We start from the raw sequence: 21388 nt of genomic DNA on the forward strand, positions 1-21388 counted from the left end.
GGAACGGGGAAGGAAGTGGGGGGCTTCTGTTGCCCGGGGCCCCCCGACCCGCGCTTACCTATTCCTAGGCAGCGAGCGCCACAGCCTCGCGGCTGTTATCGTTGGCACTTGTGATTTGGTCCGATGACGGCGGTACCATGCCGGGCAAAAGGAGCGTCTTTACCGCGCGCGTCGAGCCTGTTTCGCCCCCATCGTCCCCGCCCGACAAGGCGGGGATGGTTGGTGGAGGCGCCGGGCACTGCCCCCGGGTCCGCAACGCTTATTCCACGATCCGTTTATCGCCATAGCCGCAAGCGGCAGGACCAATATGGCATGGCCGCCTCCGGATTTCGAGGGGGTGAGTTTCGGCCGCGGCCGCCCCGGCTGGGGGGTGCCGGACCACATCGCGAGGTGTAGGACCACATGGTTATGTGGTTCGATATCCAGACCAGACGGCTTCCCCTGCCGATTCTGTTGATCCCAGAGTGGGTTAGGCGATGCTGACGGACGCGCAACACCAGGAGATCGCCGCCGCCCGCGCCGCCGAGGCCCGCACGCGCCGCCCCACCGTGCCGGCGCTGGAGGCCCTGCTGTTCCAGCCCGTCCCGGTGCTGGACCACGGCTTCCTGCGCGTGATCGACTACATGGGCGACGACGCCGCCATCGTGCAGGCCGCCCGCGTCTCCTACGGCGCCGGCACGAAGGCCACCAACGAGGATCGCGGCCTGATCCGCTACCTGATGCGGCACCGCCACTCCACGCCCTTCGAGATGTGCGAGATCAAGTACCACGTGAAGCTGCCGATCTTCGTGGCGCGGCAGTGGATCCGCCACCGCACGGCGAACGTGAACGAGTACTCGGCGCGCTACTCGATCCTGGACCGGGAATTCTACGTCCCCGCCCCGGAGCACCTGGCCGCGCAGTCCGCCAGCAACCGCCAGGGGCGCGGGGCCGTGCTGGAGGGCGCCGAGGCGGCCGAGGTGCTGGACCTGCTGCGCCAGGACGCGGCGCGCAACTACGACCACTACGCCGCCATGCTGAACGAGGACGCCGAGGGCAACCCGGTCGATCCCGCCCGCCAGGGCCTCGCGCGCGAGCTGGCGCGGATGAACCTGACCCTCAACACCTACACGCAGTGGTACTGGAAGACCGACCTGCACAACCTGCTCGGCTTCCTCTCGCTGCGCGCCGACGCGCACGCCCAGTACGAGATCCGCGTCTACGCCGAGGCGATGCTGGAGACGGTGCGCGCCTGGGTGCCGCACGCCTTCGAGGCGTTCCGCGACTACCGGATGGGCGCGGTGACCCTCTCGGCGCAGATGCTGGCCGTGGTGCGCCGGATGCTGGCCGGGGAGGCGGTGCCGGCCGCCGGCAGCGGCCTTTCGAAGCGCGAGTGGCGGGAGCTGATGGCGATGCTGGGATGCGACGAGTCGGGATCGGCCCTGCCGGGCGGCGCCTCGCCCGGCGCGGAATCGGCCGGGGCGCGCTGAGATGGCCGGTGCCGCCGCCGACAAGGCCCTCAAGGCACCGGCCGCCCGGCGCGGCGGCGGGCGCCCGGCCGCCGGCGCGGCGGGGACCAAGCCGGCGCCTGCCAAGCCCCCCGGCAAGTCCGCCGCCAACTCCCCCGGCAACAAGCCGCGCACGGGCGGCCTCCGCCACCGCGCCCGCAGCGCGGTGGCGGCGATCAGCCCGCGCACCCGCTGGATGCGCGTGGCGCTGCTGGTCTCGGCGCCGCTGCTGCTGCTGCCGATCATGCACGCCTTCTTCGGCGACGTCGGCGCGGTCATCATCGGCGCGCTGGTGTTCGGCTTCCTGCTCGGCCGCTGGACCATGCCCGCGCGCTGAGCCCGGCGTCCCGTCGCGGCGCCCGCCGGGAAACCGGGCGCGGCCGGGGCGTTGACCGGACAGAGGCCGGGGCGGGACAGGAAGGAATCGGGCCGATGCCGTCAGCCCGCGTCGAGGGATCCGGCCACGCCCCGGGCATCGCCCCGGCCGGCGGGCGCTGAGCCATGGGCTTCCTCGGGCGCTGGCTCTCGGACGCGATCCGGCTCGGCCTGGCCCTGTCGCTGACGCTCGCCGCGATGCAGGTGCCGGCGATCGCGCAGGGCTACGCCACCGCCCTGCTGCAGATCGCCCAGGAAAGCCGCCGCGACATCGAGCACCGCAAGGCCGTGGCGCGGCAATTCTACGCCATCCCGGCCGAGGACGACGAGGGCGTGATCGCCGCGCTGCGCCGCGTCGAGCCGGCCAACGCGGAATCGCTCGGCAACTCCATCCGCCGCGCCGCCGGGCTGCGCGCCGCCTACGACCGCATCGAGGCCGCCTCGCCGCTGCTCCGCCCCGTCGTCGCCCTGGCCGACGCGATGGACGACGAGGTGGACAAGCACGCCATCCTGCGCACCGCCCTCGCCGAGCACGTGCCGCAGGTCTCGCTCAGCCTCGCGGGCGGGGTCTACGGGCTGGCCGGGCTGCTGCTCGGCACGCTGCTGGCGCAGATGGTGATCGCGCCCTTCGCCGGCCGGGCAGCGGCGCGGCGGGCGGCGTGGCGGTAGGGGGCGGGCGTTCGGGGTAGTTCAGCCGGGGCTCCGCCCCGGACCCCGGCAGGGAGGGCGCCGCCCTCCCTTGGCTACCCTCCCGCGCCAAGGGAGGGAGATGGGCGAAGCCCCCTTCGAGACCCCCGAAGGTTCGGGCCGCCTTCCCCGTTCAGTCCAGCACCTTGCCGGGGTTCATCAGGCCCTGCGGATCGACGGCCGCCTTGATGCGGCGCATCAGGTCGATCTCGGCGCCGCCGCGCCAGTCCGCCACCATGTCGGTCTTGAGCCGGCCGACGCCGTGCTCGGCGGAGAAGGAGCCGTCGAGATCGCGCACGACGGCGTTCACCGTGTCCATGATGTCGTGGCTGCGGGCCAGGAAGGCGGCCGGGTCGGCGCCCTCGGGCTGCTCCAGGTTCATGTGGATGTTGCCGTCGCCCATGTGACCGAAGGGCACGGGACGGCTGCCGGGGATCAGTTCCACCAGCGCCGCCGAGCAGCGCCGGATCATCTCCGGCACCCTGGAGACCGGCACGGAGACGTCGTTCTTCACGCTCGCCCCCTCGCGCTTCTGCGCCTCCGGGTGCTCCTCGCGCAGCCGCCAGATCGCGCCGCGCTGCGCCTCGCTCTCGCCGATCGCGGCGTCCAGCACCTCGCCCGCCTCCAGCGCCTCCTCCAGCACCGCCTCCATCAGCGCCCGCAGCCCGCCATCCGGGCGGGGCGTGGCGAGATCGACCAGCACGTAGTGGTCGGCCCGCTCGGCCAGCGGCAGGGTGGCGCCCTCGATGTGGCGCAGCGCCAGGTCGATGCCGGTGCCCGACATGTACTCGAAGGCGCGCACGGCGCTGTCGTCGCGGTCGCGGAAGCGGCGGAACAGGGCGAGGGCCGCGTCCTCGTCGCGCACGGCGCAGAACGCCACCTCGGTCTCGCGCGGCGCCGGGAACAGCTTCAGCGTCGCGGCGGTGACGAAGCCGAGCGTCCCCTCGCCGCCGACGAACAGGTGGCGCAGCGCGTAGCCGGTGTTGTCCTTGCGCAGCCGCCGCAGCCCGTGCAGCACCTGCCCGTCCGGCAGCACCGCCTCGATGCCCAGCATCAGCTCACGGGCATTGCCGTAGCGGACGGTGGTGTTGCCGCCGGCATTGGTGGAGAGCACGCCGCCGATCGTCGCCGTGCCCTCGGCACCGAGCGAGAGCGGGAACAGGCAGCCGGCACCCGCCGCCGCCTCCTGCGCGGTCTTGAGCACCACCCCGGCCTCGGCGGTCATGGTCAGGTCCACCGGGTCGATGTCGCGGATGCGGTTCATGCGGGTGAGCGCCACCACCACCTGCCGGCCGCTCTCGTCCGGCGTCGCGCCGCCCACCATGGAGGTGTTGCCGCCCTGCGGCACCATCGGCACGCCGGCGGCGGCGCAGAGCTTCACGGCCGCCGCCAATTCCCCGGTGTTCGCCGGGCGCAGCACGCAGGGGCTGCTGCCGCGGTAGAGGTTGCGCCAGTCCGAGAGGTGCGGGGCGATGTCCGCCGGGTCGGTCAGCACCCCGCGCGGGCCGAGCAGGGCGAGCAGCGCGTCGAGCAGGCCCGAAGGCAGGCTGGCGGCAGGGCGGGGTTCGGCCGGGGGCAGGGTGTCGGGCATGGCCGGCGGAGAATCATGCGGGCGGCCGGCAGGGTCAACCACCCGGAACGGTTTGGGGGCGTGGCCGGCCTCTGCATGGCCGGCCCCCGGCGGCCGGTGCGTGCCGGGCAGCCTCATGACATGCGTGGCGGTCGGGCTCCGCGCCGGCACGAAGCCATGGGCGGCGTAGAGCCGGGCGGCCGCCTCGCTCTCCGTCCGCAGCCGGAGCGTGTGGAAGGCGTCCGCCGCATGGCCGATCAGGCACCGGATCAGCGCGGAGGCGACGCCGCGGCCCCGCGCCGCCGGCCGGACGTAGAGATGGCGCAGGCGGCCCGTTCCCGCCGCCACGCCATCGGGCTCGCCATACGGATCGCGGTTCAGGCCGCCGACGGCCAGCAGGCCGGCGCCGTCGGAAGCGCCCAGCAGCACCTCGCCGGGACCGTCGAACCGATTCGTGCCCGCCCGCCATTCCGCGACCAGCCGGTCCATGAAGCGGAACCCTTCCAGCCCTGCCTTGGCGCGAAGCGGCTCGATCGCCGGGGGCAGGGGGGTCAGGCGCGCGAGGTGGAGGCAGGGCGGCATGCCGGCAGCATCCGGCCGCCTCGTCGCCCGTGTCGAGGATCCGGCATGCGTGACACCGGTGGCGGCTTCGGTTAGTGACCGACGCATGCTGCGCCGACGCTCCGTCCTGGCGTGCCTGCTGGTCCCGCTGCTGCTGTTGCAGTGGACGGGCGCCTTCGCGCATTGCCTGCGCCTGGCCGAGGCCGCGCCGCGCCTGCACGCCACGGCCTTCTGCGGCGATGCCGCGGCGCAGCCTGGGTGGGCATCGGGCCGGGCCTTGGGACCGGTGCCGGTCCTGGCGGGGCTGGCGGTGCCGACGGAGAAGGGGGCCCCGGCCCTGCCGGCCAAGGCATCGGGTTTCTGCCCGCTCTGCCAGGCGCCGGTGGCGGGCGAACCGCCCGCGCCGCCTTTCCTGCCGCCGCCGGCCGCCTACGACCTGACCGCCGCCCCGATCGCGCGTGCCGGCCTGCCGGCCACGCCGCCGCGCGCCCCGCCGCAGCAGCCGCGCGCCCCGCCCGTCGCCTGATCCATCGCCTCGCGCCCGCCGGCCGGACCCGTTCCGGCCGGCGGGCATCGCCGCGTCCCGATCGGCCACCCGATCGCCGGCGCGGCCTTCCGGATCGGATGAACGTACCCCCATGCCCCCGACCACACCGAGCCCGAAGCCCGGGCCCACGCCCACCCCCGCGCCGAGCGGGATGCGCCGCTGGGGCCCGCTGTTCGGCGCCGCCTGCCTGCTGATCGCCCTCGGCTTCGGCGCCGCCGCCTGGCTCCGGCGTCCCGCCGAGGCGCCCGGCTTCGGCAGCGTCGCCGGCGAGGTGACGCTGCCGGGCGGCGTCAACCTCGGCGGCCCCTTCACCCTGGTGAACCAGGACGGCCGCACCGTCACCGACCGCGACTACCGCGGCCGCTGGACGCTGATGACCTTCGGCTACACCTTCTGCCCGGATGTCTGCCCGACCGAGCTCGCCACCATCGCCTCGGCGCTGGATGCGCTCGACCCGGCCCTCGCCGAGCGGGTGCAGCCGGTCTTCGTCTCGATCGACCCCGCGCGCGACACGCCCGAGCACCTCAAGCAGTACGTCGCGCTGTTCCACCCGCGCCTGGTCGGGCTGACCGGCACGCCGGAGCAGGTGGCGGCGGCGGCGCGGGCCTACCGCGTCTACTACGCGAAGGCGCGCGGCCAGGACACGACCGAGTACCTGATGGACCACTCCTCCTTCATGTACCTGATCGGCCCGGACGGCACGGTGCGCGCCCTGTTCCAGCCTGGCGTCACGCCCGAGCAGCTCGCCGAGGCGCTGCGCCGGCGCGCGGCGCAGTCCTGACGCGGACCCCGCGCGCCCCCTCGGACGCCGACCGCCCTCGCGCCAGGCCCGGCAGGCCGTGGCGCCGATCCCCAACCTTCCGGACGCGGCCCCGCATCCCGGACCGGCCGCCGGAACACCCACGACAGGTTTCCCCGCCATGACCATCCTCCGCCGCGCCGCCCTCGGCGCCCTGCTCCTCGCCCCGCTCGCCCTCGCCACCCCGGCGCGCGCGGCCGACATCACCGTGGAGGGCCCCTGGGCCCGCGCCGCCGTGCAGGGCGGCACCGGCGGCGTGTTCCTGACCCTGCGCAACGCCGGCGCGCAGCCGGACCGCCTCCTCTCCGCCGCCAGCCCCGTGGCGCGCGCCGCCGAGCTGCACGAGACCGTGCGCGACGGCGAGGTGATGCGCATGCGGCCCGTGACGGCCATCGAGGTGCCGGCCGGCGGCACGGTGACGCTGCGCCCGGGCAGCCTGCACCTGATGCTGGTCAGGCTGAGCCAGGCGCTGCGGCAGGGCACGACGGTGCCGGTGACGCTGAATTTCGAGCGCGGCGGCAGCCTGACCGTGCAGGCCGAGGTGCGGGCGGCCGGGGCCGGCGGCGGCATGCCGCATGGCGATCACGGCCATGGTGGCCATGGCGGCTGAGGCCACGCCCAAAGCCGTGACGCCGCCGCCGCACCTGTCCGGGCGTGGCCGGGCCGGCATGCCGGCACGCATGGCCCGGCCGATGGTGGTCGTGGCGCTGCTCGCCCTCTGCGTCGCGGTGCCGCTGGGCGGGGTCGCCCTGCGGGCCGGCGCCGGCCCGGCGGATTCCGGGGCCGCGGTGGCGCGCGGCGCGGCGCTCTACGCGGCGAATTGCGCGGGCTGCCACGGCGCCGCGCTGGAGGGGCAGCCGGACTGGCGGCGCCCCAACGCGGCCGGCCGGCTGCCGGCGCCGCCGCTGGATGCCACCGGCCATGCCTGGGACCATCCGGACGCGCAGCTCGAGGAATTCGTGGCGCACGGCATGGCGAGCGTGGCGCCCGCCGGCTACCGGAGCGACATGCCGGCCTTCGCGGGGCGGTTGAGCCGGTCCGAGATCCAGGCCGTGCTCGCCTTCGTCCGCAGCCACTGGCCGCCCGGCGTGCGCGCCGCGCAGGCGATGGCGAACCGCGACGGCGCCACCGTGGCGCGGCTGGCGCGGCAAGGCGACTGGACCTTCCCGCCCGACTGCAATCCCGCCGATGCGCCCTGAGCGGCGCCGGCGCCCGGCGGCGCGCGGCTTCCTCCTCTGCCTGCTGGCGCTGCTGTTCCAGGTGCTCGGCCCGGTGGGCGCGGCCTGGACGGTGGCGCGCGCCGCCGCCGATCCCTTCGCCAACCCGCCGCTCTGCGCCGGCCACGACACCGATGCCGCCGAGGCCGGTCCCGGCGCGCCACGCCGCGACCCGCACGCCGCCTGCGGCCTCTGCCATGGTTGCTGCGCCGTGGCGCCGGCCGCGCTGCCGGCGCCGCCCGCCATCCTGTCGCCGCCGGCGCCCGTCCGGGTCGTGGAACGGCCCGGGCTGCGGCCGCAGCAGCCGCGCGCGCCGCCCTGCCGCCCGCCGCAGGCCCGCGCCCCGCCCACCGCTCTCTCCTGAACCGAGTCCGCCGCGGCCCGTGCCGCGCCCGTTCAGCCCCGCCGGCCGCGCGCCGGTCCGGAGAGAGATTCCCGTGTCCCGTCATTCCGCCACCGCCCCGCGCGCCCCGCGCCGGGGCGCGTTCGCCGCGCGCCGCCGTGCGGCCGCCGCGCCGCCGCCTCTTGCCGCGCTCGGCCTGTCCGGCGCGCTGGCGCTGCTGCTGCCCGCCACGGCCGCGGCGCAGCAGGCCCCCGAATCGGACCAGTCCGCGTCTGCCATCGCCCGGTCGGACATCGCCCGGTCGGACCGGCCGGCCGCCGCCCCGGCCGGCACGCCACCGGCCGCCGCGCCGGGCGAGCTGCCGGCCGTCACCGCCACGGCCCCCGCCGACGCCCGGGGGGGCGGCAGCCTCACCGCGCCTTCGGTCGCCGAGCAGCGGGAGCGGCTGTCCCGCATCCCCGGCGGCGTCGCCCTGATCGACACCGAGGACCTGACCGACCGCTACACCGCCACGCTGCGCGACCTGCTGGCCGACACGCCCGGCGTGTTCGTGCAGAACCGCTACGGCCAGGAGATGCGCCTCTCCATGCGCGGCTCCGGCCTCGCGCGCGGCTACCACCTGCGCGGCATCGAGATCCTGCAGGACGGCATCCCGGTGAACCTCGCCGACGGCAGCGGCGACTTCTACCAGATCGACCCGCTCGCCATCCGCTCGGTCCAGGTGCTGCGCGGCGGCAACGCGCTGCGCTACGGCGGCTCCACCCTGGGCGGCGCGATCGACTTCATCACGCCGACCGCCGCCACGGCGGTGGCACCCAACGTGTTCCGCATCGAGGGCGGCTCCTTCGGCACGCTGCGGCTGAACGGCGAGGTGTCGCGCCTGTTCGGCGAGGCGGACGCGATCCTGGGCGGCACCGTCACCCATTCCGACGGCTACCGCCGCCATTCGCGCACGCAGTCGGAGCAGTTCAACGGCAATGTCGGCTACCGGATCTCGCCGGACGTCGAGACTCGCTTCTACCTCGGTGGCTACGTCGTGCAGCAGCAGCTTCCCGGCGCGCTGACGCTGCCGCAGGCGCTGGGCAACCCGCGCCAGGCCGCCGCCAGCGCGCTCTCCGGCAACCAGGCGCGCGACACCTACACGGTGCGCCTCGCCAACCGCACCACGGTGCGGCTCGACGCCGACCAGCGCATCGACGTGGACGTCTGGGGCATCCACAAGTCGCTGCTGCACCCGATCTTCCAGGTGATCGACCAGGACAGCTGGACCTGGGGCATCGCGCCCCGCTACACGGGCGAGTTCACGGTCGCCGGGCTGCGCAACGAGCTGGTCGTCGGCACGCGCTACTTCGCCGGCGAGACGGTGGCGAAGCAGTACGTCAACATCGGCGGCGAGCGCGGCCGGCTGACGCTGAACGCCCGCCAGTACGCGCGCAACTACGAGGCCTATTTCGAGAACCGGCTGTACCTGATGCCGGTCCTGGCGCTGGTCACCGGCGCCAAGCTGGCGCGCAACGAGCGCGAATACGTCGATCTCGGCGGCGGCCTGACCGCCAGCCGCGGCTACTTCGACCAGAACCGGATCTACGACGGCTTCAACCCGCGCCTCGGCCTGCTGCTGCTGCCGCGCCCGGACGTGCAGGTCTACGCCAACCTCACGCGCAGCCGGGACGTGCCGGACTTCTCCGACCTGACGCAGACCCGCGCCGACGGCCGCACCAGCTTCGCGCCGCTCGCCGCGCAGCGCGCCTGGACGGTGGAGGTCGGCACCCGCGGCACCTTCGACCGCTTCGGCTGGGACCTCACCGCCTACCACTCCGAGGTGCGCGGCCAGATGCTCCAGTACACGACCGGCCCCGACATCCCCGCCAGCACCTTCAACGCCGACCGCACCGTGCTGCAGGGCGTCGAGCTCGGCCTGCGCGCCGACCTGCTGCGCGACACGGTGTCGGCGGGCGACCGGCTGACCGTGGCGCAGGTCTGGACCTGGAACGACTTCCGCTTCCGGAACGACCGGCAATTCGGCAACAACCGCATCGCCGGCGCGCCCGAGCACGTGCTGCGCACCACGGTGCAGTACCGCCACCCGAGCGGCGCCTATGCCGGGCCGGTGGTGGACTGGGTGCCGCAGGGGGCCTGGGCCGACAACGCCAACACGCTGCGCGTGCCGGGCTACACGCTGGTCGGCCTGCGCGCGGGGGTGGACCTGCCGAACGGCGTCTCCGTGTTCCTCGACGCGCGCAACCTCGGCGGCAAGCGCACCATCAGCGACGTGAGCACGGTGATGGATGCGCGCACGACCAGCACGCAGATCTTCTATCCGGGGGACGGGCGCAGCATCTACGCGGGGGTGCGGGCGGCGTTCTGAGGCGCCGGGCTTCGGCCCTGGGGAGAGGCCAGGAGCAGGGGCTCCGCCTCAGGGGAAACCGGAAGCAGGGGCTCCGCCCCTGCGACCCCGCCAGGGGCGCTGCCCCTTGGGGATCCCCGCCAAGGGGCGAAGCCCCCTTGGATCCCCCATGTCGGGAGAGACGGCCCGACGGTTGAAATGGCCCGGGCCCAAACGAAGAGAGGTGCAGGAGGGCCTCGCCCTCCTGCCGGGATGGGTCCGGGAAGGGCAGCGCCCTTCCCGGGGACCGGGGAAGGCAGCGCCTTCCCCGAAAAAGCGGCCGGCCAGCTCGCCCCGGGGGTATTCAGCTTCACGCCCCCTTCCGCCACATTGGCGCCCGTGCCGGGCCCGAGCCCGGCGGAAGAACGGGAAACAGCCCCATGACCCTCTCCCCGGAAACCGTCGAGGCGCTGAAGGGCGTCTCGACCGCCACGCTCACCACGGTCCTGCTCAAGAAGGGGCTGCGCAACGTCTGGATGCGCGGCACGAAGCCGCTGCGCGAGGGCCAGCCGCGCCTCGTCGGCCGCGCCTTCACCCTGCGCTTCGTGCCGGCGCGCGAGGATCTGGCGACGCCCGCCTCCTGGTCCTCGCCCATCTCCACCCGCGCCGCGATCGAGGCGATGCCCGAGGGCTGCATCGCCGTGGTGGACGCGATGGGCGTCACCGATGCCGGCATCTTCGGCGACATCCTCTGCGCCCGCATGGCGAAGCGGGGCGTGGCGGCGCTGATCACGGACGGCGTGGTGCGCGACGTGGCGGGCGTGCTCGGCACCGGCCTGCCGGTGTGGTGCCAGGGCGCCGCGGCGCCGCCCTCCGTCGCGGGGCTCACCTTCGTGGCGTGGCAGGAGCCGATCGGCTGCGGCGGCGTCGCGGTGTTCCCGGACGACGTGGTGGTGGTGGACCAGGACGGCGCCGTGCTGATCCCGGCCGCGCTGCTCGACGAGGTGGTGGCCGCTTCCGTCGAGCAGGAGGCGCAGGAGAACTGGATCATGGGCGAGGTGGAAAAGGGCGCCTCGCTGCCGGGCCTCTACCCGCCCAACGCCGAGAACAAGGCCCGCTACGAGGCCAGCCGCCGGAAGGGCTGATCCCGGCCGCCTTCCGCGCGGTCCCGGCGCCCGGAGGTTCCGGCCGCCGCGCGCCGGCCCGCCGGAGTGCCGCCTGGCATCCGGCGGGCCGCGCCCCGGCCGCCCGTCAGGGACGTGCGACGACCAGGCGCAGCGAGCCGTGGAATTCCGGCCGCGTGCGCAGCGCCCCGTGGCGTGCGTCCCAGGTGCCGTCCACGAGATCGCGGCGCAGCGCCGCGACGGCCCGGTCGCGCACCGCCGGCGCGACGAAGCTCCAGGCGGAGCAGGCGAGGCGCGCCCCATCCTCCAGCAGCCGCTCGGGACGGCCGTAATAGGCCTCGTTGAAGCCGTCGCGGCAGTCGAGCGGGATCGGCACCGGCAGCACCGCGGCCGTGCCCCCGAGCGCCGCGGCGATGGCGGCGATCGGGGGGTAGCGGCGCGCCTCGGTCGCCAGCACCTCGGGCGCGTAGTCGTTCAGCCAGAAATCCGCGACGGCGTCCGGGTCGCAACTCAGGATCGCCACCGGCCCGCGCGTGACGCGGCGCATCTCCGCGAGCCCGGCGCCGAGGTCGCGCCACTGGTGCACGGTGAAGGTCGCCATGGCGGCGTCGAAGGCGCCGTCGGGAAAGGGCAGGGATTCGGCCACGGCGTCGATCGCGGGCGGCAGGTCGGCCGGCCGCTGCGCGCGCATCGTGGCGGAAGGCTCCACGGCGGTGACGGCGCGGCCGCGCGGCTCGTAGGAGCCGGCGCCGGCGCCGACGTTCAGCACCGTGCCGGCATCGCCCAGCGCGGCCTCGATCAGCGCGGCGATGCGCGGCTCGGGCCGGCGGTACTGCGCGTAGCCCGCGCCGATGGCGCCGTAGTCGGCGTCGCCCGCGCTGCCGTCGCCGCCGCCCCTGCCGTCCTCATCCCGCCGGATGGCCATGCCGCCCGTCTCCCCCGCTATCGGCCCGGGCACGCCCGCCTGCGCCCGCGGCCGCCACGAAGCGGCAGCGGTGCGGTGCCGTCCAGGCGGCGGCGCGTGAATCCTCCGTGACAGCCGGCCGGCGGGCAGGGGCGGACGGACAGGGGCGGGGCGGGAACGAGCCGGGCGGGCGTGGGTGCGGTCCGCCGGCGCTCCGTCCTATCCCGCGTTCCGCCGCGCGTGCCGGCGCACGAACCCTTCCACCGCCGCGAGGTCGCGCGGCAGCACGCTGAACCGCTCCTCGCGCCCGTAGAGATCGGCCATGCGCGGCGGCAGCGGCGGGCGGACCCCGGTCGCCCGCTCCACCGCGTCCGGGAACTTCGCCGGATGCGCGGTCGCGGCCACCACGACCGGCAGCGACGGGTCCGCCGGCAGGCGCGCCCGCGCGGCGGCGGTGCCGACCGCGGTGTGCGGGTCGGCGAGGTAGCCGCATTCGCGGTACAGCTGCCCGATCTCCTCCAGCGTGCCCTGGTCGTCCAGCGCGAAGCCGTCGAACAGCGCGGTGGCGCGGCGCCAGGCGGCGTCGGGCACCGGCATGCGGCCCTCGGCGCGGAAGCGCGTCATGATGTCGGCGGTGGCGGCGGCGTCGCGGCCGAGCAGCTCGAACAGCAGCCGCTCGAAATTCGAGCTGACGGCGATGTCCATGCTGGGCGAGAGCGAGGGATCGACCGGTCGCGCGCTCATGTCGTTGGCGGCGAGGAAGCGCGCCAGGATGTCGTTGCGGTTGCTGCCGACGATGAACCGCTCGATCGGCAGCCCCATGCGCCGCGCCGCCCAGGCGGCCAGCACGTTGCCGAAATTGCCTGTCGGCACGGAGACCGCGACGGGCCGGTCCGGCGCGCCGAGGGCCAGGGCGGCGGCGGCGTAGTAGGGGATCTGCGCCGCGATGCGTGCCCAGTTGATGGAGTTGACGGCGGCGAGGTTCATCTCGGCGCGGAACGGCGCGTCGGCGAACATCGCCTTCACGAGATCCTGGCAGTCGTCGAAATCGCCCTGGATGGCGAGGTTGGCGATGTTGGCCGCCGGCACGGTGGTCATCTGCCGGCGCTGCACCTCGGAGGTGCGGCCCTCGGGGTGCAGGATCACCACGTCGATCGCGGCGCGGTCGCGGCACGCCTCGATGGCGGCCGAGCCGGTGTCGCCCGAGGTGGCGCCCACCACGGTGATGCGCTCGCCGCGCCGTGCCAGCGCGTGGTCGAACAGCCGGCCGACGAGCTGGAGGGCGAGGTCCTTGAAGGCGAGCGTCGGGCCGTGGAACAGCTCCAGCGCGAAGATCCGCGTGTCGAGCTGTGCCAGCGGCACCACGGCCGGGTGGCCGAAGCCGGCATAGGCGTCGCGCGTCATGGCGCCCAGCTCGCCGGCGGTCAGGCTGTCGCCGACGAAGGGGCGCAGCAGCCGGGCGGCGAGCTCGTGGTAGGGCAGGCCGCGCAGGGCGCGCCACTCGGCGGGGGAGAGCTCGGGCCAGGATTCCGGCAGGAACAGCCCGCCATCCTCGGCGAGTCCGGCCAGCAGCACGCCTTCGAAGTCGCGGGGGGCGGCCTGGCCGCGGGTGGAGAGATAGCGCACGCGGATGCTCCCGCAGGACCGGTCAGGAAACGGCGCGCCGGGCGCCGGCCGGGGCGTTGTAGGGCGCCCGGGCGGCGGCGGCCAGGGGCAGGCGGGCATGGCAGGCGGGCATGGCGGGTCGGCAGGCCGGCCATGGGCGGCGCGCCGTCGACCCATCGCCGTGTCAGGCCGCCTTGGCCGGCTCCTCGGACGGCCGTCCTGCCGGTGCCGCGTCACGGTCCGGGTGGCGCAGCGCCCGGCAAAGCGGCAGCGCCGCGAGGCAAAGCGCCGCCATCGCCCAATAGGCGCCGCCGCCGAGCGTGGCATAGAGCGGACCGCTGGCGATGTTCAGCACCACGTTGGCGGCGCCCACCGCCACCGTGCCGTAGAAGGCCTGCGCCGTGGCGGCGAGGCGCGGCGGCACCACCTCGGCGATCAGCCGCATGCAGGCCAGGTGCAGCAGCGCGAAGGTCAGCCCGTGCAGCGGCTGCACCAGCGCCACGGCGAGCGGCGCCGCGGTGGCGCCCATCACCGCCCAGCGCAGCACCGCCGCGCCCGCCGCCAGCGCCGAGGCCCCGGCCGGCCCGAGCCGCCGCAGCAGCCAGGGGCCGAGCAGCAGGAACACCAGCACCTCGCCCATCACCGCCTCGCTCCAGAGCAGGCCGACCATGCCGGGCGCGATGCCGGCCTCGCCCCAGCGCAGCGCCGCGAAGCCGTCGTTCAGCGCGTGGCTGCCCTGGACCAGCGCCGCCACCAGCAGCATCCGGCGGAAGCGCGCGAGCCGCAGCAGGGCGCGCAGATCCTCCCGCACCCGGCCGCCGGAGCGTCCCGCATCCTCCGGTGCCGCCACATGCGCCGCCGTGTCGGCGAGGCGCGGCACCAGCAGCGCCGCGCCGGCCGTGCCGAGCAGCAGCAGGGCGCCGAGCCAGGGTGTGAGGTCGAGCCCGAAGGCGCCCACCGCGTGTCCCGTGCCGATCGAGGCCAGCACGAAGGCCGCCGAGCCCGCGCCGCGCACCCAGCCGTAGTCGAAGCCCTGCCGGCGGCGGGCGCGCCGCGCCGCGTTCCCGTCCAGCCCTGTCGCGCCCCTTGTCGCGCCCCTTGTCGCGCCGATGCCGGGCCGCGTCGTGCCGGCAGGGCCGGCGGCCGCCATCCCGCCGGCGGCCGTTGGCGCGCCGGGAGCGCCCGAGGCGCCGGCCAGGGCCAGCGCGTCGGCGATCGGCGTCAGCGGCGCCAGCACGGCGGCATGCGCGAGGCTGACGGCCAGCACCGGCCACAGCCCCTGCGCCGGCAGATAACCGAGCGCGATCGCCGCCGCCGCCGCCGCGCAGGCCGCCAGCACCAGGCGGTGCGCCGAGAGGCGGTCGGAAAGCTGCCCCGCCGCCGGCCCGGCGAGCAGCCGCACCGCCGTGCCGAGACCGAGCAGCAGGCCGATTCCCTCGGGCGAGACGCCATGCCGCGCCAGCAGCGGGGAAAAGAAGGGCGAAAGCGTGCCGAAGGCGCCGTAGAGCAGCGCGTAGAGCAGCAGGAAGCGCGTCAGGGTACCCGTCGGAAGGCCCATCCCGCTTCAGCGTGCGGCGGGGCGGGGCGTTGCGCGGCCTGTTCCCGCCGGCGGCCGTTATGGTATAGGGGGGTATCCCATGGCTCACACGATCTCCAACAAGGAACGTCTCCTCGCGCGCGTCCGGCGCATCGCGGGGCAGGTCGCCGCCATCGAGAAGGCCATCGCCGAGGAGGCGGGCTGCTCGGCCGTGCTGCATCAGGTCGCGGGCGTGCGCGGTGCGGTGCTCGGGCTGATGGACGAGCTGATCGAGGACCACGTGCGCGAGCATGTCGCGCATCCCGGCCTGACCGACGCCGCGCGCGCCGCCGCCGCCGAGGAGCTGATCGCCGTGATCCGCCGCTACGCGAAGTGACCGCGCCGCCCGGAGCGGTGCGCGGGGCAGGGAGAGCCGCCATGACGAGTCCTTCGGCCGCCGACCAGCTGACGCACGAGCACGTCTTCCTCGGCGACCGCCATGACGAGAATGCCCGGCGCACCCTGTGGGTGCTGCTGCTGACGGCGGCGATGATGGCGGGCGAGATCGCCGCCGGCATCCTGTTCAACTCGATGGCGCTGCTGGCCGACGGCTTCCACATGGCGACGCATGCGGGCGCGCTCGGCGTCGCGGCCCTGGCCTACGCCTATGCACGCCGGCACGCCCGCAGCCGGCGCTACAGCTTCGGGACGGGCAAGGTGGGCGACCTCGCCGGCTTCGCCTCCGCGCTGGTGCTGGGGCTGGTGGCGCTCGGCATCGCCTGGGAGTCGTTCGGGCGGCTGCTGGCGCCGCTTCCGGTGGCGTTCGGCTCGGCGACGCTCGTCGCCGTGGCCGGGCTGCTCGTGAACCTCGTCAGCGCCGCGCTGCTCGGCGGGCACCACCTCGGGCATCATGGCGGCCACGGCCACGGCCACGGCCACAATCACGACCACGGGCACGACCACGGGCACGACCATGGCGATGACCATGACGGGCACCATCACCGGGACAACAACCTGCACGCGGCCTATGTCCACGTGCTGGCCGACGCGCTCACCTCGATCCTCGCCATCGCCGCGCTGCTGGGCGGGCGCTACCTCGGCTGGGTCTGGCTCGACCCCGCGATGGGCCTCGTCGGGGCGGGGGTGATCGCGGTCTGGTCCTGGAGCCTGATGCGCGACACCGCCTCGGTGCTGCTGGACGCCACCGACGCGCGGATCGAACGGGAGGTGCGCGAGCAGGTCGAGGGGCCGGGCGATGTCCGGATTACGGACCTGCATGTCTGGCGCGTCGGGCCGGGCGCACAGGCGGCGATCGTCAGCGTGACGGGGGCCGCCGATGGCGACACGATCCGCCGCCGGCTCGCGCCCGTCCACGAGCTCGCCCATCTCACGGTGGAGACGCGCTGAGGGCCGGCCGGAAAGGTGGGGCAGGCCCGATGCCGCGCATCCGGCGGCCCCGTCGCGCCGCCGGACCGGCCGGCGCGTATCGCCCGCCGTCGGCTCAGTTCGCCGTGATTCCTGCCTCGCGCACCAGCCGCCCCATCTGCTCCCGCCCCTCGCGCACATAGGTCGCGAAGGCGTCGGGCGCCGAGCCCACCGGGATCGCCGCCAGCCGCGCCAGCCGCTCGCGCACGCCGGCATCCGCCAGCGCTTCCACCAGCGTCGCGTGCAGCCGCGCGATCACCGGCGCCGGGGTGCCGGCGGGCGCGAACAGCGCGTTCCACTCGCTGATGTCGAAGCCGGGAAAGCCCAGCTCGGCCAGGGTCGGCACGTCCGGGCGCAGCGCCACGCGCCCGGGCGTCGAGACGGCGAGCATGCGGGCACGGCCGGAATCGACGATCGGGCCGGCGCTCAGCACCGTGCAGAAGGCGGCGTCCACCGTGCCGGCGGCGAGGTCGCGCGCCGCCTCGGCGCCGCCGCGGTACGGGACGTGGACGAGATCGACCCCCGCGCGCCGCATGAACGTCACCAGCGCGATGTGCCCCGCCGTCGCGTTGCCCTGCGTGCCCACCGAGATGGTGCCCGGCCGTGCCTTGGCCGCCGCGACGAAGGCGGCGAGGTCGCCCGCGGGGAAGTCCTTCTTGACCGAGAGCGCCTGCGGGAAGGTGACGCCGAGCGAGATCGGCGCGAAGGCGGTGGCGTAGTCGAAGGAGAGGCCGCGCAGCAGGCTCGGGTTGACGATGTGCGAGGAGGCGTCCCAGAGCAGCGTGTAGCCGTCGTGCGGCGCGGTCGCGACGGCGGCGCCGCCCACCGTGCCGCTGCCGCCGGTGCGGTTCTCCACCACGATGTTCTGCCCGAGCAGCTCGCCCCAGCGCGGCGCGATGGCGCGCGCGGCGCTGTCGCCGGCGCCGCCGGGGGCGAAGGGCACGATCAGGCGGATCGGGCGGGCGGGCCAGGTCTCGGCGCGGGCGGTGCCGGCGAGCGCGGGCAGGGCGAGGGCGCCGAGGAGCGCGGCGCGTCGGGTGCTGTGCGACATGGTGGCTTCCCCTGGTTGCCGGGGTCGTTGACGTGTGGCCGTGGTCGGCGAGGCGGCCGGGGGCGGTGTCGGCGCGCGGTGCCGCCGCGAAGGGGCCCCGGAACGGCGGCCGTGTCTTCGGGGGCAGACGGTATCGGCTCGGGCGGCGAGGTCAATCCTGCTCGCCATGGGCTTCCCGGAGGGCCGGCCCCCGCCGGCCCGGCCCGACCGGGGACCGGCAGAGCCCGGGACGGCTCGGCGGCAGGCGGCGCATGCCGGGGCAGCCGCTTCCCGCCGGATTGCGATACGCGTTACGGCGCCCGATACTTCCGACCAAGGAACGCCCGGCAGCGGCGTCGGAGGAGGAAGCCTTGCCCAAAGCGTACCGATCGCTCCTGCTCGCCATGCTGGCCGCGCTCGGCCCGCTCGCCGCGCCGCCGCAGGCCCAGGCCCAAACCCCCGGCGGTGTTCCCGGTGCCGCTGCCGGCGCGGCACCCGCCGCCGCCGCGCCGGGCCCGCTCGTCGTCGAGCGCCAGGGCAGCTTCTTCGTCGGCGGCCGCGAGGTGCGCTCGGATACGCTCTCCACCCTGCCCGCCTACGCGGCGGAGGGCACCGTCACCGTGGACCAGGTGTACGTCCGCTATCAGGTGCCGCCGGGCAGCGGCGACCGTCCCTCGCTGACGCTGATCCATGGCTGCTGCCTCACGGGCAAGACCTGGGAGACGACGCCGGACGGCCGCATGGGCTGGGACGAGTGGTTCCTCCGCCACGGCTACCCGACCTACGTCGTCGACCAGGCCGCGCGTGGCCGATCCGCGGCCGACATCGCCGCGATCAACGCGGTGCGGACGGGCCGCGCGCCGGTGGACCGGCTTCCCACCGTGTTCGCCGCCGGGCACGAGGCGGCCTGGGCGATCTTCCGCTTCGGGGCGCGCTACCCGGAGGTGTTCCCGGGCATGCTGTTCCCGCTCTCGGCGCAGGCCGAGTTCTGGAAGCAGATGGTGCCGGACTGGCTGAACACGCTGCCGACGCCCAACCCCACCGTGCCGGCCCTCTCCGAGCTGTCGCGCCGCCTCGGCCGCAACATCCTGATGAGCCACTCGCAGTCCGGCATCTACCCGTTCCAGACCGCGGCGCTGAGCCGCGAGGGCCTCGCCGGCATCGTCTCGATCGAGCCCGGCGCCTGCCCGGCCGCGGCCGGCGACATGGCGCCCTATGCCGGCCTGCCGATCCTGGTGCTGTTCGGGGACTACGTGGACCAGTCGCCGCGCTGGGCGCCGCGCCTCGCCGCCTGCCGCGCCTTCGTGGCGGCGGCCAACGCGGCGGGCGGCAAGGCGGAGCTGCTGCTGCTGCCCGACATCGGCATCCGCGGCAACTCGCACATGCTCATGCAGGACGGCAACAGCCTGGAGATCGCGGCGCTGCTCGACCGCTGGATGCGCGGGCAGGTCGGCTTCCGCTGACGCCGCGGCCGCCGGACCGGTCCGTGCCGTCCGGCCCGCACGGCACCGGCCACGGCACTGGCCACGGCACTGGCGGCGTCCGACGCATCCCCGCCGCCGGCCGGCCGCTGGCCGGTGCCCCGCTTCAGGCCGGCCGCTGGCCGGTGCCCCGCTTCAGGACACCGAGTAGCCGCCATCCACCGGGATGGCGGTGCCGGTGACGAAGTCCGAGGCCGGCGCGCTGAGGAACACGGCGAGCCCGGCCAGGTCCTGCGGCCTGCCCCAGCGCCCGGCCGGGGTGCGTGCCAGGACGCGTTCGTTCAGCCCCTCCACCTGCTCGCGGGCGCCGCGGGTCAGCGCCGTGTCGATCCAGCCGGGCAGGATCGCGTTGCACTGGATGTTGTCCTTGGCCCAGGCGGTGGCGAGCGAGCGGGTGAGCTGCACGATGCCGCCCTTGCTCGCCGCGTAGGCCGCCGCGTAGGGCGCGCCGAAGATCGACATCATCGAGCCGATGGTGACGATCTTGCCGCGCCCCGCCTTGAGGAATTCCGGGTAGGCGGCCTGCGCCAGCAGCAGCGCGGCGGTGAGGTTAGTGTGCAGCACCGCGTTCCAGTCGGCCAGGGCGAGCTGCTCGGGCATCACCCGCTTCGTGATGCCGGCGTTGTGGATCAGCACGTCCAGACGGCCGAAGCGCGCGGCGGCCTCGCGCACCAGCGCGTGGCACGCCGCCTCGCCGGCGAGGTCGGCCTCGATCGCGGCGGCGCGGCCGCGCCCGAGCGATTCCACGGCGGCCAGCGCCTCGGCGTTCTTGGCCCTGTCGCGGCCGGCGATCACCACGTCGGCGCCCGCCGCGGCGAGGCCCAGCACCATGCCGAGGCCGATGCCGCCATTGCCGCCGGTGACCAGCGCGGCCCGGCCGGTGAGGTCGAAGGGGTTGGTCGGCGCCATGGGTCTTCCTCCTGGATCGGTGGGGATGATCCCCGGCGGCGGTGCCACGTCAATGCGCCGCGGCCGGGCCGGGGATGGCGGCGGCGGGCGTTCAGGGCGTGCGCGGCCAGGGCAGGGCGGTCGGTGCCGCTCCTGGCGCGGCGCGGACGAAATTGGTCCAGGTGCGGCAGTCCACCATCATCCAGCCGCTCGCCCGGCTGGCCACCGGCGCGTCGGAATAGGCCAGCGGCGGGCAGCGCCCGTCGAGCTGCGCCGCCATGGCGTCGAGGCCCTGGCGGCGCGAGACGGCGCGGTTCTCCCACCGCTCCCAGCGCACCAGCCCGAGGTCGCGGGCGAGGAAGAAGCGTTCGAGATGGTCCGCCGTGGCGGGGTCGGCGCCGCCGAAATGCTCGGAGACGATCACGTCCAGCACCGCCTCGCGGATGTCCGGCGCCTCGGCGCGCGCCTCGCGCACCGGCAGCGGCAGCCGGGCGAGGCGCCAGCGCGTCGCCGCGCGGTCGAAGCCGGCGGGGCAGGAATCGCGGGCGGGCGCGATGCGCAGCTCGGCCACCGCGCCCTCCCAGGCGGGGCCGGGCACGCCGGGGCCGAACAGCAGCCAGCCGGCGAGGCCGGAATCGGCGTCGCGCCGGCAGCCGGGGCCGCGGAACCACTGGATGCCGCCGCCGCCATCCTCGGTCATGGTGATGTAGGTGCCGCCCGGCAGCACCTGCACGATCTGGCCGCCATCGCCCGGATCCAGCCGGCCGAATTGCCGCCCCGGATCGCCGAAGTCGAAGCTTTGCACCGCGACGGGACGACCGGATTCGGTGCCGAGGCGGGAGTCGCTGGCCTGGTAGCCGGCCGGCAGCGCCGCCGCGGCGGCGGCGGCGGGCCAGTCATGCTTGCCGTAGGGCAGGGGATCGTCGGCGGCGAGGGGCCGGCGGCGGGCACAGCCGGGGTCGATCGGCAGCACGCCCGGCCGCAGCCGCCCCTCGGCATCGAGGCAGCCCGACTGCACGAGGAATGGCGTAGGATCGGCCGGCGCGGAGGCGGCGTTGCCGGTCAGGTGGCGCCCGGCCGTATGCGCCAGCAGCAGGGTGGCCACAAGCAGGGGCAGCAGCCAGCGTAGGGGCAGGGGGTAGCGCGGCATCCGGGCATCCTGCCACGGCCTGCCGCGTTACGCCCCGGCACAGACCGGGAAGGGAGACCCGCATCGTGAGCGATACCGCACCGAAGCCGGACAAGGCGAAGCAGGAAAAGGCGGAGAAGGACGAGGCGCTGGACGAGGCGCTGGAAGAAAGCTTCCCCGCCAGCGATCCGCCCTCGACCAGCGACCCGTCGCGCCAGATCGGCACGCCGGCCGAGGAGAAGTAGGCGCCCGGATTCCGGGCGGGGCGGAAGCCCCGCGCGGGTGCCCGGGCATTCCCGCGGGGCGGCCAGGGCCTGGCCGCCTCGGTGCGGCAGGGGGCACGGCAGGGGGGCGCGGCCCGGGTCGGGAAGGCC

The 21388-nt window shown here is 75.3% G+C and carries 21 protein-coding genes, 1 other RNA gene and 1 pseudogene; 14 read left to right on the top strand and 9 right to left on the bottom strand.

The genetic code is table 11. The annotated features are described in order from the left end of the window. Positions 1–14: 14 nt before the first annotated feature. Positions 15–337, bottom strand: a transfer-messenger RNA (tmRNA) gene (ssrA, locus tag M0638_RS03455). Between the two features lie 139 nt (positions 338–476). On the opposite strand from ssrA, the gene thyX reads away from it, so the two are divergent. From thyX to M0638_RS03470, 3 genes are all read left to right on the top strand, one after another. Next, positions 477–1469 carry an FAD-dependent thymidylate synthase gene (gene thyX, locus M0638_RS03460; RefSeq protein ID WP_248665560.1) on the top strand — a complete coding sequence of 331 codons (993 nt, stop codon included), beginning with the start codon at positions 477–479 and terminating at the stop codon, positions 1467–1469. Between the two features lies 1 nt (position 1470). Further along, positions 1471–1824, top strand: coding sequence for a hypothetical protein (locus tag M0638_RS03465; protein WP_248665561.1), 354 nt, complete (start codon positions 1471–1473; stop codon positions 1822–1824). A gap of 164 nt (positions 1825–1988) precedes the next feature. Further along, positions 1989–2531, top strand: coding sequence for a DUF2937 family protein (locus M0638_RS03470; RefSeq protein WP_248665562.1), 543 nt, complete (start codon positions 1989–1991; stop codon positions 2529–2531). Between the two features lie 151 nt (positions 2532–2682). On the opposite strand, the gene M0638_RS03475 is transcribed toward M0638_RS03470, so the two are convergent. Then, positions 2683–4140 (bottom strand): FAD-binding oxidoreductase, encoded by a 1458-nt coding sequence (locus M0638_RS03475; RefSeq protein WP_248665584.1) that lies wholly within the window; start codon positions 4138–4140, stop codon positions 2683–2685. A gap of 138 nt (positions 4141–4278) precedes the next feature. Continuing rightward, positions 4279–4788: pseudogene (locus M0638_RS29065) on the bottom strand (GNAT family N-acetyltransferase); the annotation flags it as partial. Here M0638_RS29065 and M0638_RS03485 point away from each other — a divergent pair. The 7 genes from M0638_RS03485 (at position 4787) to M0638_RS03515 (ending at position 11057) form a co-directional block, all read left to right on the top strand. Beyond that, positions 4787–5206: a hypothetical protein gene (locus M0638_RS03485; protein WP_248665563.1), complete on the top strand. Its 420-nt coding sequence runs from the start codon at positions 4787–4789 to the stop codon at positions 5204–5206. The pseudogene M0638_RS29065 and the gene M0638_RS03485 sit on opposite strands and share 2 nt — an antisense overlap. Before the next feature lie 112 nt (positions 5207–5318). Then, positions 5319–6008, top strand: coding sequence for an SCO family protein (locus M0638_RS03490; protein ID WP_345892982.1), 690 nt, complete (start codon positions 5319–5321; stop codon positions 6006–6008). A 139-nt stretch (positions 6009–6147) separates the two neighbouring features. Then, positions 6148–6636, top strand: a complete 489-nt coding sequence (locus M0638_RS03495; protein WP_248665564.1) for a copper chaperone PCu(A)C — start codon at positions 6148–6150, stop codon at positions 6634–6636. After that, complete coding sequence (locus tag M0638_RS03500) at positions 6602–7225, top strand: c-type cytochrome (RefSeq protein WP_248665565.1); 624 nt, start codon at positions 6602–6604, stop codon at positions 7223–7225. Before M0638_RS03495 ends, M0638_RS03500 begins: the two co-directional genes overlap by 35 nt. Further along, positions 7215–7607, top strand: a complete 393-nt coding sequence (locus M0638_RS03505) for a DUF2946 family protein (protein ID WP_248665566.1) — start codon at positions 7215–7217, stop codon at positions 7605–7607. The genes M0638_RS03500 and M0638_RS03505 overlap by 11 nt, the downstream gene beginning before the upstream one ends. A gap of 73 nt (positions 7608–7680) precedes the next feature. Continuing rightward, complete coding sequence (locus M0638_RS03510) at positions 7681–9954, top strand: TonB-dependent receptor family protein (RefSeq protein WP_248665567.1); 2274 nt, start codon at positions 7681–7683, stop codon at positions 9952–9954. 398 nt (positions 9955–10352) lie between these two features. Continuing rightward, a complete protein-coding gene (locus tag M0638_RS03515) occupies positions 10353–11057 on the top strand; it encodes a ribonuclease activity regulator RraA (RefSeq protein WP_248665568.1) in 705 nt (234 codons plus the stop codon). 106 nt (positions 11058–11163) lie between these two features. Here M0638_RS03515 and M0638_RS03520 read toward each other — a convergent pair whose 3' ends face one another. The 3 genes from M0638_RS03520 to M0638_RS03530 form a co-directional block, all read right to left on the bottom strand. Continuing rightward, positions 11164–11961, bottom strand: coding sequence for a class I SAM-dependent methyltransferase (locus M0638_RS03520; protein ID WP_248665569.1), 798 nt, complete (start codon positions 11959–11961; stop codon positions 11164–11166). Between the two features lie 198 nt (positions 11962–12159). Next, entirely contained in the window at positions 12160–13566 is a 1407-nt protein-coding gene (gene thrC / locus M0638_RS03525) for a threonine synthase (protein WP_248665570.1), read from the bottom strand. A gap of 163 nt (positions 13567–13729) precedes the next feature. Then, positions 13730–15103: an MFS transporter gene (locus tag M0638_RS03530; RefSeq protein WP_248665571.1), complete on the bottom strand. Its 1374-nt coding sequence runs from the start codon at positions 15101–15103 to the stop codon at positions 13730–13732. A gap of 79 nt (positions 15104–15182) precedes the next feature. On the opposite strand from M0638_RS03530, the gene M0638_RS03535 reads away from it, so the two are divergent. After that, positions 15183–15458, top strand: coding sequence for a metal/formaldehyde-sensitive transcriptional repressor (locus tag M0638_RS03535; protein WP_248665572.1), 276 nt, complete (start codon positions 15183–15185; stop codon positions 15456–15458). A 41-nt stretch (positions 15459–15499) separates the two neighbouring features. Next, positions 15500–16468: a CDF family Co(II)/Ni(II) efflux transporter DmeF gene (dmeF, locus tag M0638_RS03540; protein ID WP_248665573.1), complete on the top strand. Its 969-nt coding sequence runs from the start codon at positions 15500–15502 to the stop codon at positions 16466–16468. Between the two features lie 94 nt (positions 16469–16562). Here the strand turns inward: dmeF and M0638_RS03545 are convergent, their stop codons facing one another. After that, on the bottom strand, positions 16563–17537 hold the full coding sequence (locus M0638_RS03545) for a Bug family tripartite tricarboxylate transporter substrate binding protein (RefSeq protein ID WP_248665574.1): 975 nt from the start codon (positions 17535–17537) through the stop codon (positions 16563–16565). Positions 17538–17887: 350 nt separating this feature from the next. On the opposite strand from M0638_RS03545, the gene M0638_RS03550 reads away from it, so the two are divergent. Beyond that, entirely contained in the window at positions 17888–18979 is a 1092-nt protein-coding gene (locus M0638_RS03550; protein WP_248665575.1) for an alpha/beta hydrolase family protein, read from the top strand. A 153-nt stretch (positions 18980–19132) separates the two neighbouring features. On the opposite strand, the gene M0638_RS03555 is transcribed toward M0638_RS03550, so the two are convergent. Continuing rightward, complete coding sequence (locus M0638_RS03555; RefSeq protein ID WP_248665576.1) at positions 19133–19906, bottom strand: SDR family oxidoreductase; 774 nt, start codon at positions 19904–19906, stop codon at positions 19133–19135. A 91-nt stretch (positions 19907–19997) separates the two neighbouring features. Continuing rightward, positions 19998–21035 carry a hypothetical protein gene (locus M0638_RS03560; RefSeq protein ID WP_248665577.1) on the bottom strand — a complete coding sequence of 346 codons (1038 nt, stop codon included), beginning with the start codon at positions 21033–21035 and terminating at the stop codon, positions 19998–20000. Positions 21036–21100: 65 nt separating this feature from the next. On the opposite strand from M0638_RS03560, the gene M0638_RS03565 reads away from it, so the two are divergent. Beyond that, positions 21101–21259, top strand: coding sequence for a hypothetical protein (locus M0638_RS03565; protein WP_248665578.1), 159 nt, complete (start codon positions 21101–21103; stop codon positions 21257–21259). Positions 21260–21388: the final 129 nt, after the last annotated feature.

It is taken from the genome of Roseomonas acroporae, assembly GCF_023223525.1.
Taxonomy (GTDB): domain Bacteria; phylum Pseudomonadota; class Alphaproteobacteria; order Acetobacterales; family Acetobacteraceae; genus Roseomonas_E; species Roseomonas_E acroporae.

Coding starts and splice junctions, on each gene's coding strand:
- M0638_RS03555 (WP_248665576.1), bottom strand. CDS start 19,906: ATGGCGCCGACCAACCCCTTCGACCTCACCGGCCGGGCCGCGCTGGTC.
- M0638_RS03515 (WP_248665568.1), top strand. CDS start 10,353: ATGACCCTCTCCCCGGAAACCGTCGAGGCGCTGAAGGGCGTCTCGACC.
- M0638_RS03500 (WP_248665565.1), top strand. CDS start 6,602: ATGGCGATCACGGCCATGGTGGCCATGGCGGCTGAGGCCACGCCCAAA.
- M0638_RS03505 (WP_248665566.1), top strand. CDS start 7,215: ATGCGCCCTGAGCGGCGCCGGCGCCCGGCGGCGCGCGGCTTCCTCCTC.
- dmeF (WP_248665573.1), top strand. CDS start 15,500: ATGACGAGTCCTTCGGCCGCCGACCAGCTGACGCACGAGCACGTCTTC.
- M0638_RS03490 (WP_345892982.1), top strand. CDS start 5,319: ATGCCCCCGACCACACCGAGCCCGAAGCCCGGGCCCACGCCCACCCCC.
- M0638_RS03495 (WP_248665564.1), top strand. CDS start 6,148: ATGACCATCCTCCGCCGCGCCGCCCTCGGCGCCCTGCTCCTCGCCCCG.
- M0638_RS03545 (WP_248665574.1), bottom strand. CDS start 17,537: ATGTCGCACAGCACCCGACGCGCCGCGCTCCTCGGCGCCCTCGCCCTG.
- M0638_RS03470 (WP_248665562.1), top strand. CDS start 1,989: ATGGGCTTCCTCGGGCGCTGGCTCTCGGACGCGATCCGGCTCGGCCTG.
- M0638_RS03475 (WP_248665584.1), bottom strand. CDS start 4,140: ATGCCCGACACCCTGCCCCCGGCCGAACCCCGCCCTGCCGCCAGCCTG.
- thyX (WP_248665560.1), top strand. CDS start 477: ATGCTGACGGACGCGCAACACCAGGAGATCGCCGCCGCCCGCGCCGCC.
- M0638_RS03560 (WP_248665577.1), bottom strand. CDS start 21,035: ATGCCGCGCTACCCCCTGCCCCTACGCTGGCTGCTGCCCCTGCTTGTG.
- M0638_RS03520 (WP_248665569.1), bottom strand. CDS start 11,961: ATGGCCATCCGGCGGGATGAGGACGGCAGGGGCGGCGGCGACGGCAGC.
- M0638_RS03535 (WP_248665572.1), top strand. CDS start 15,183: ATGGCTCACACGATCTCCAACAAGGAACGTCTCCTCGCGCGCGTCCGG.
- M0638_RS03465 (WP_248665561.1), top strand. CDS start 1,471: ATGGCCGGTGCCGCCGCCGACAAGGCCCTCAAGGCACCGGCCGCCCGG.
- M0638_RS03485 (WP_248665563.1), top strand. CDS start 4,787: ATGCTGCGCCGACGCTCCGTCCTGGCGTGCCTGCTGGTCCCGCTGCTG.
- M0638_RS03530 (WP_248665571.1), bottom strand. CDS start 15,103: ATGGGCCTTCCGACGGGTACCCTGACGCGCTTCCTGCTGCTCTACGCG.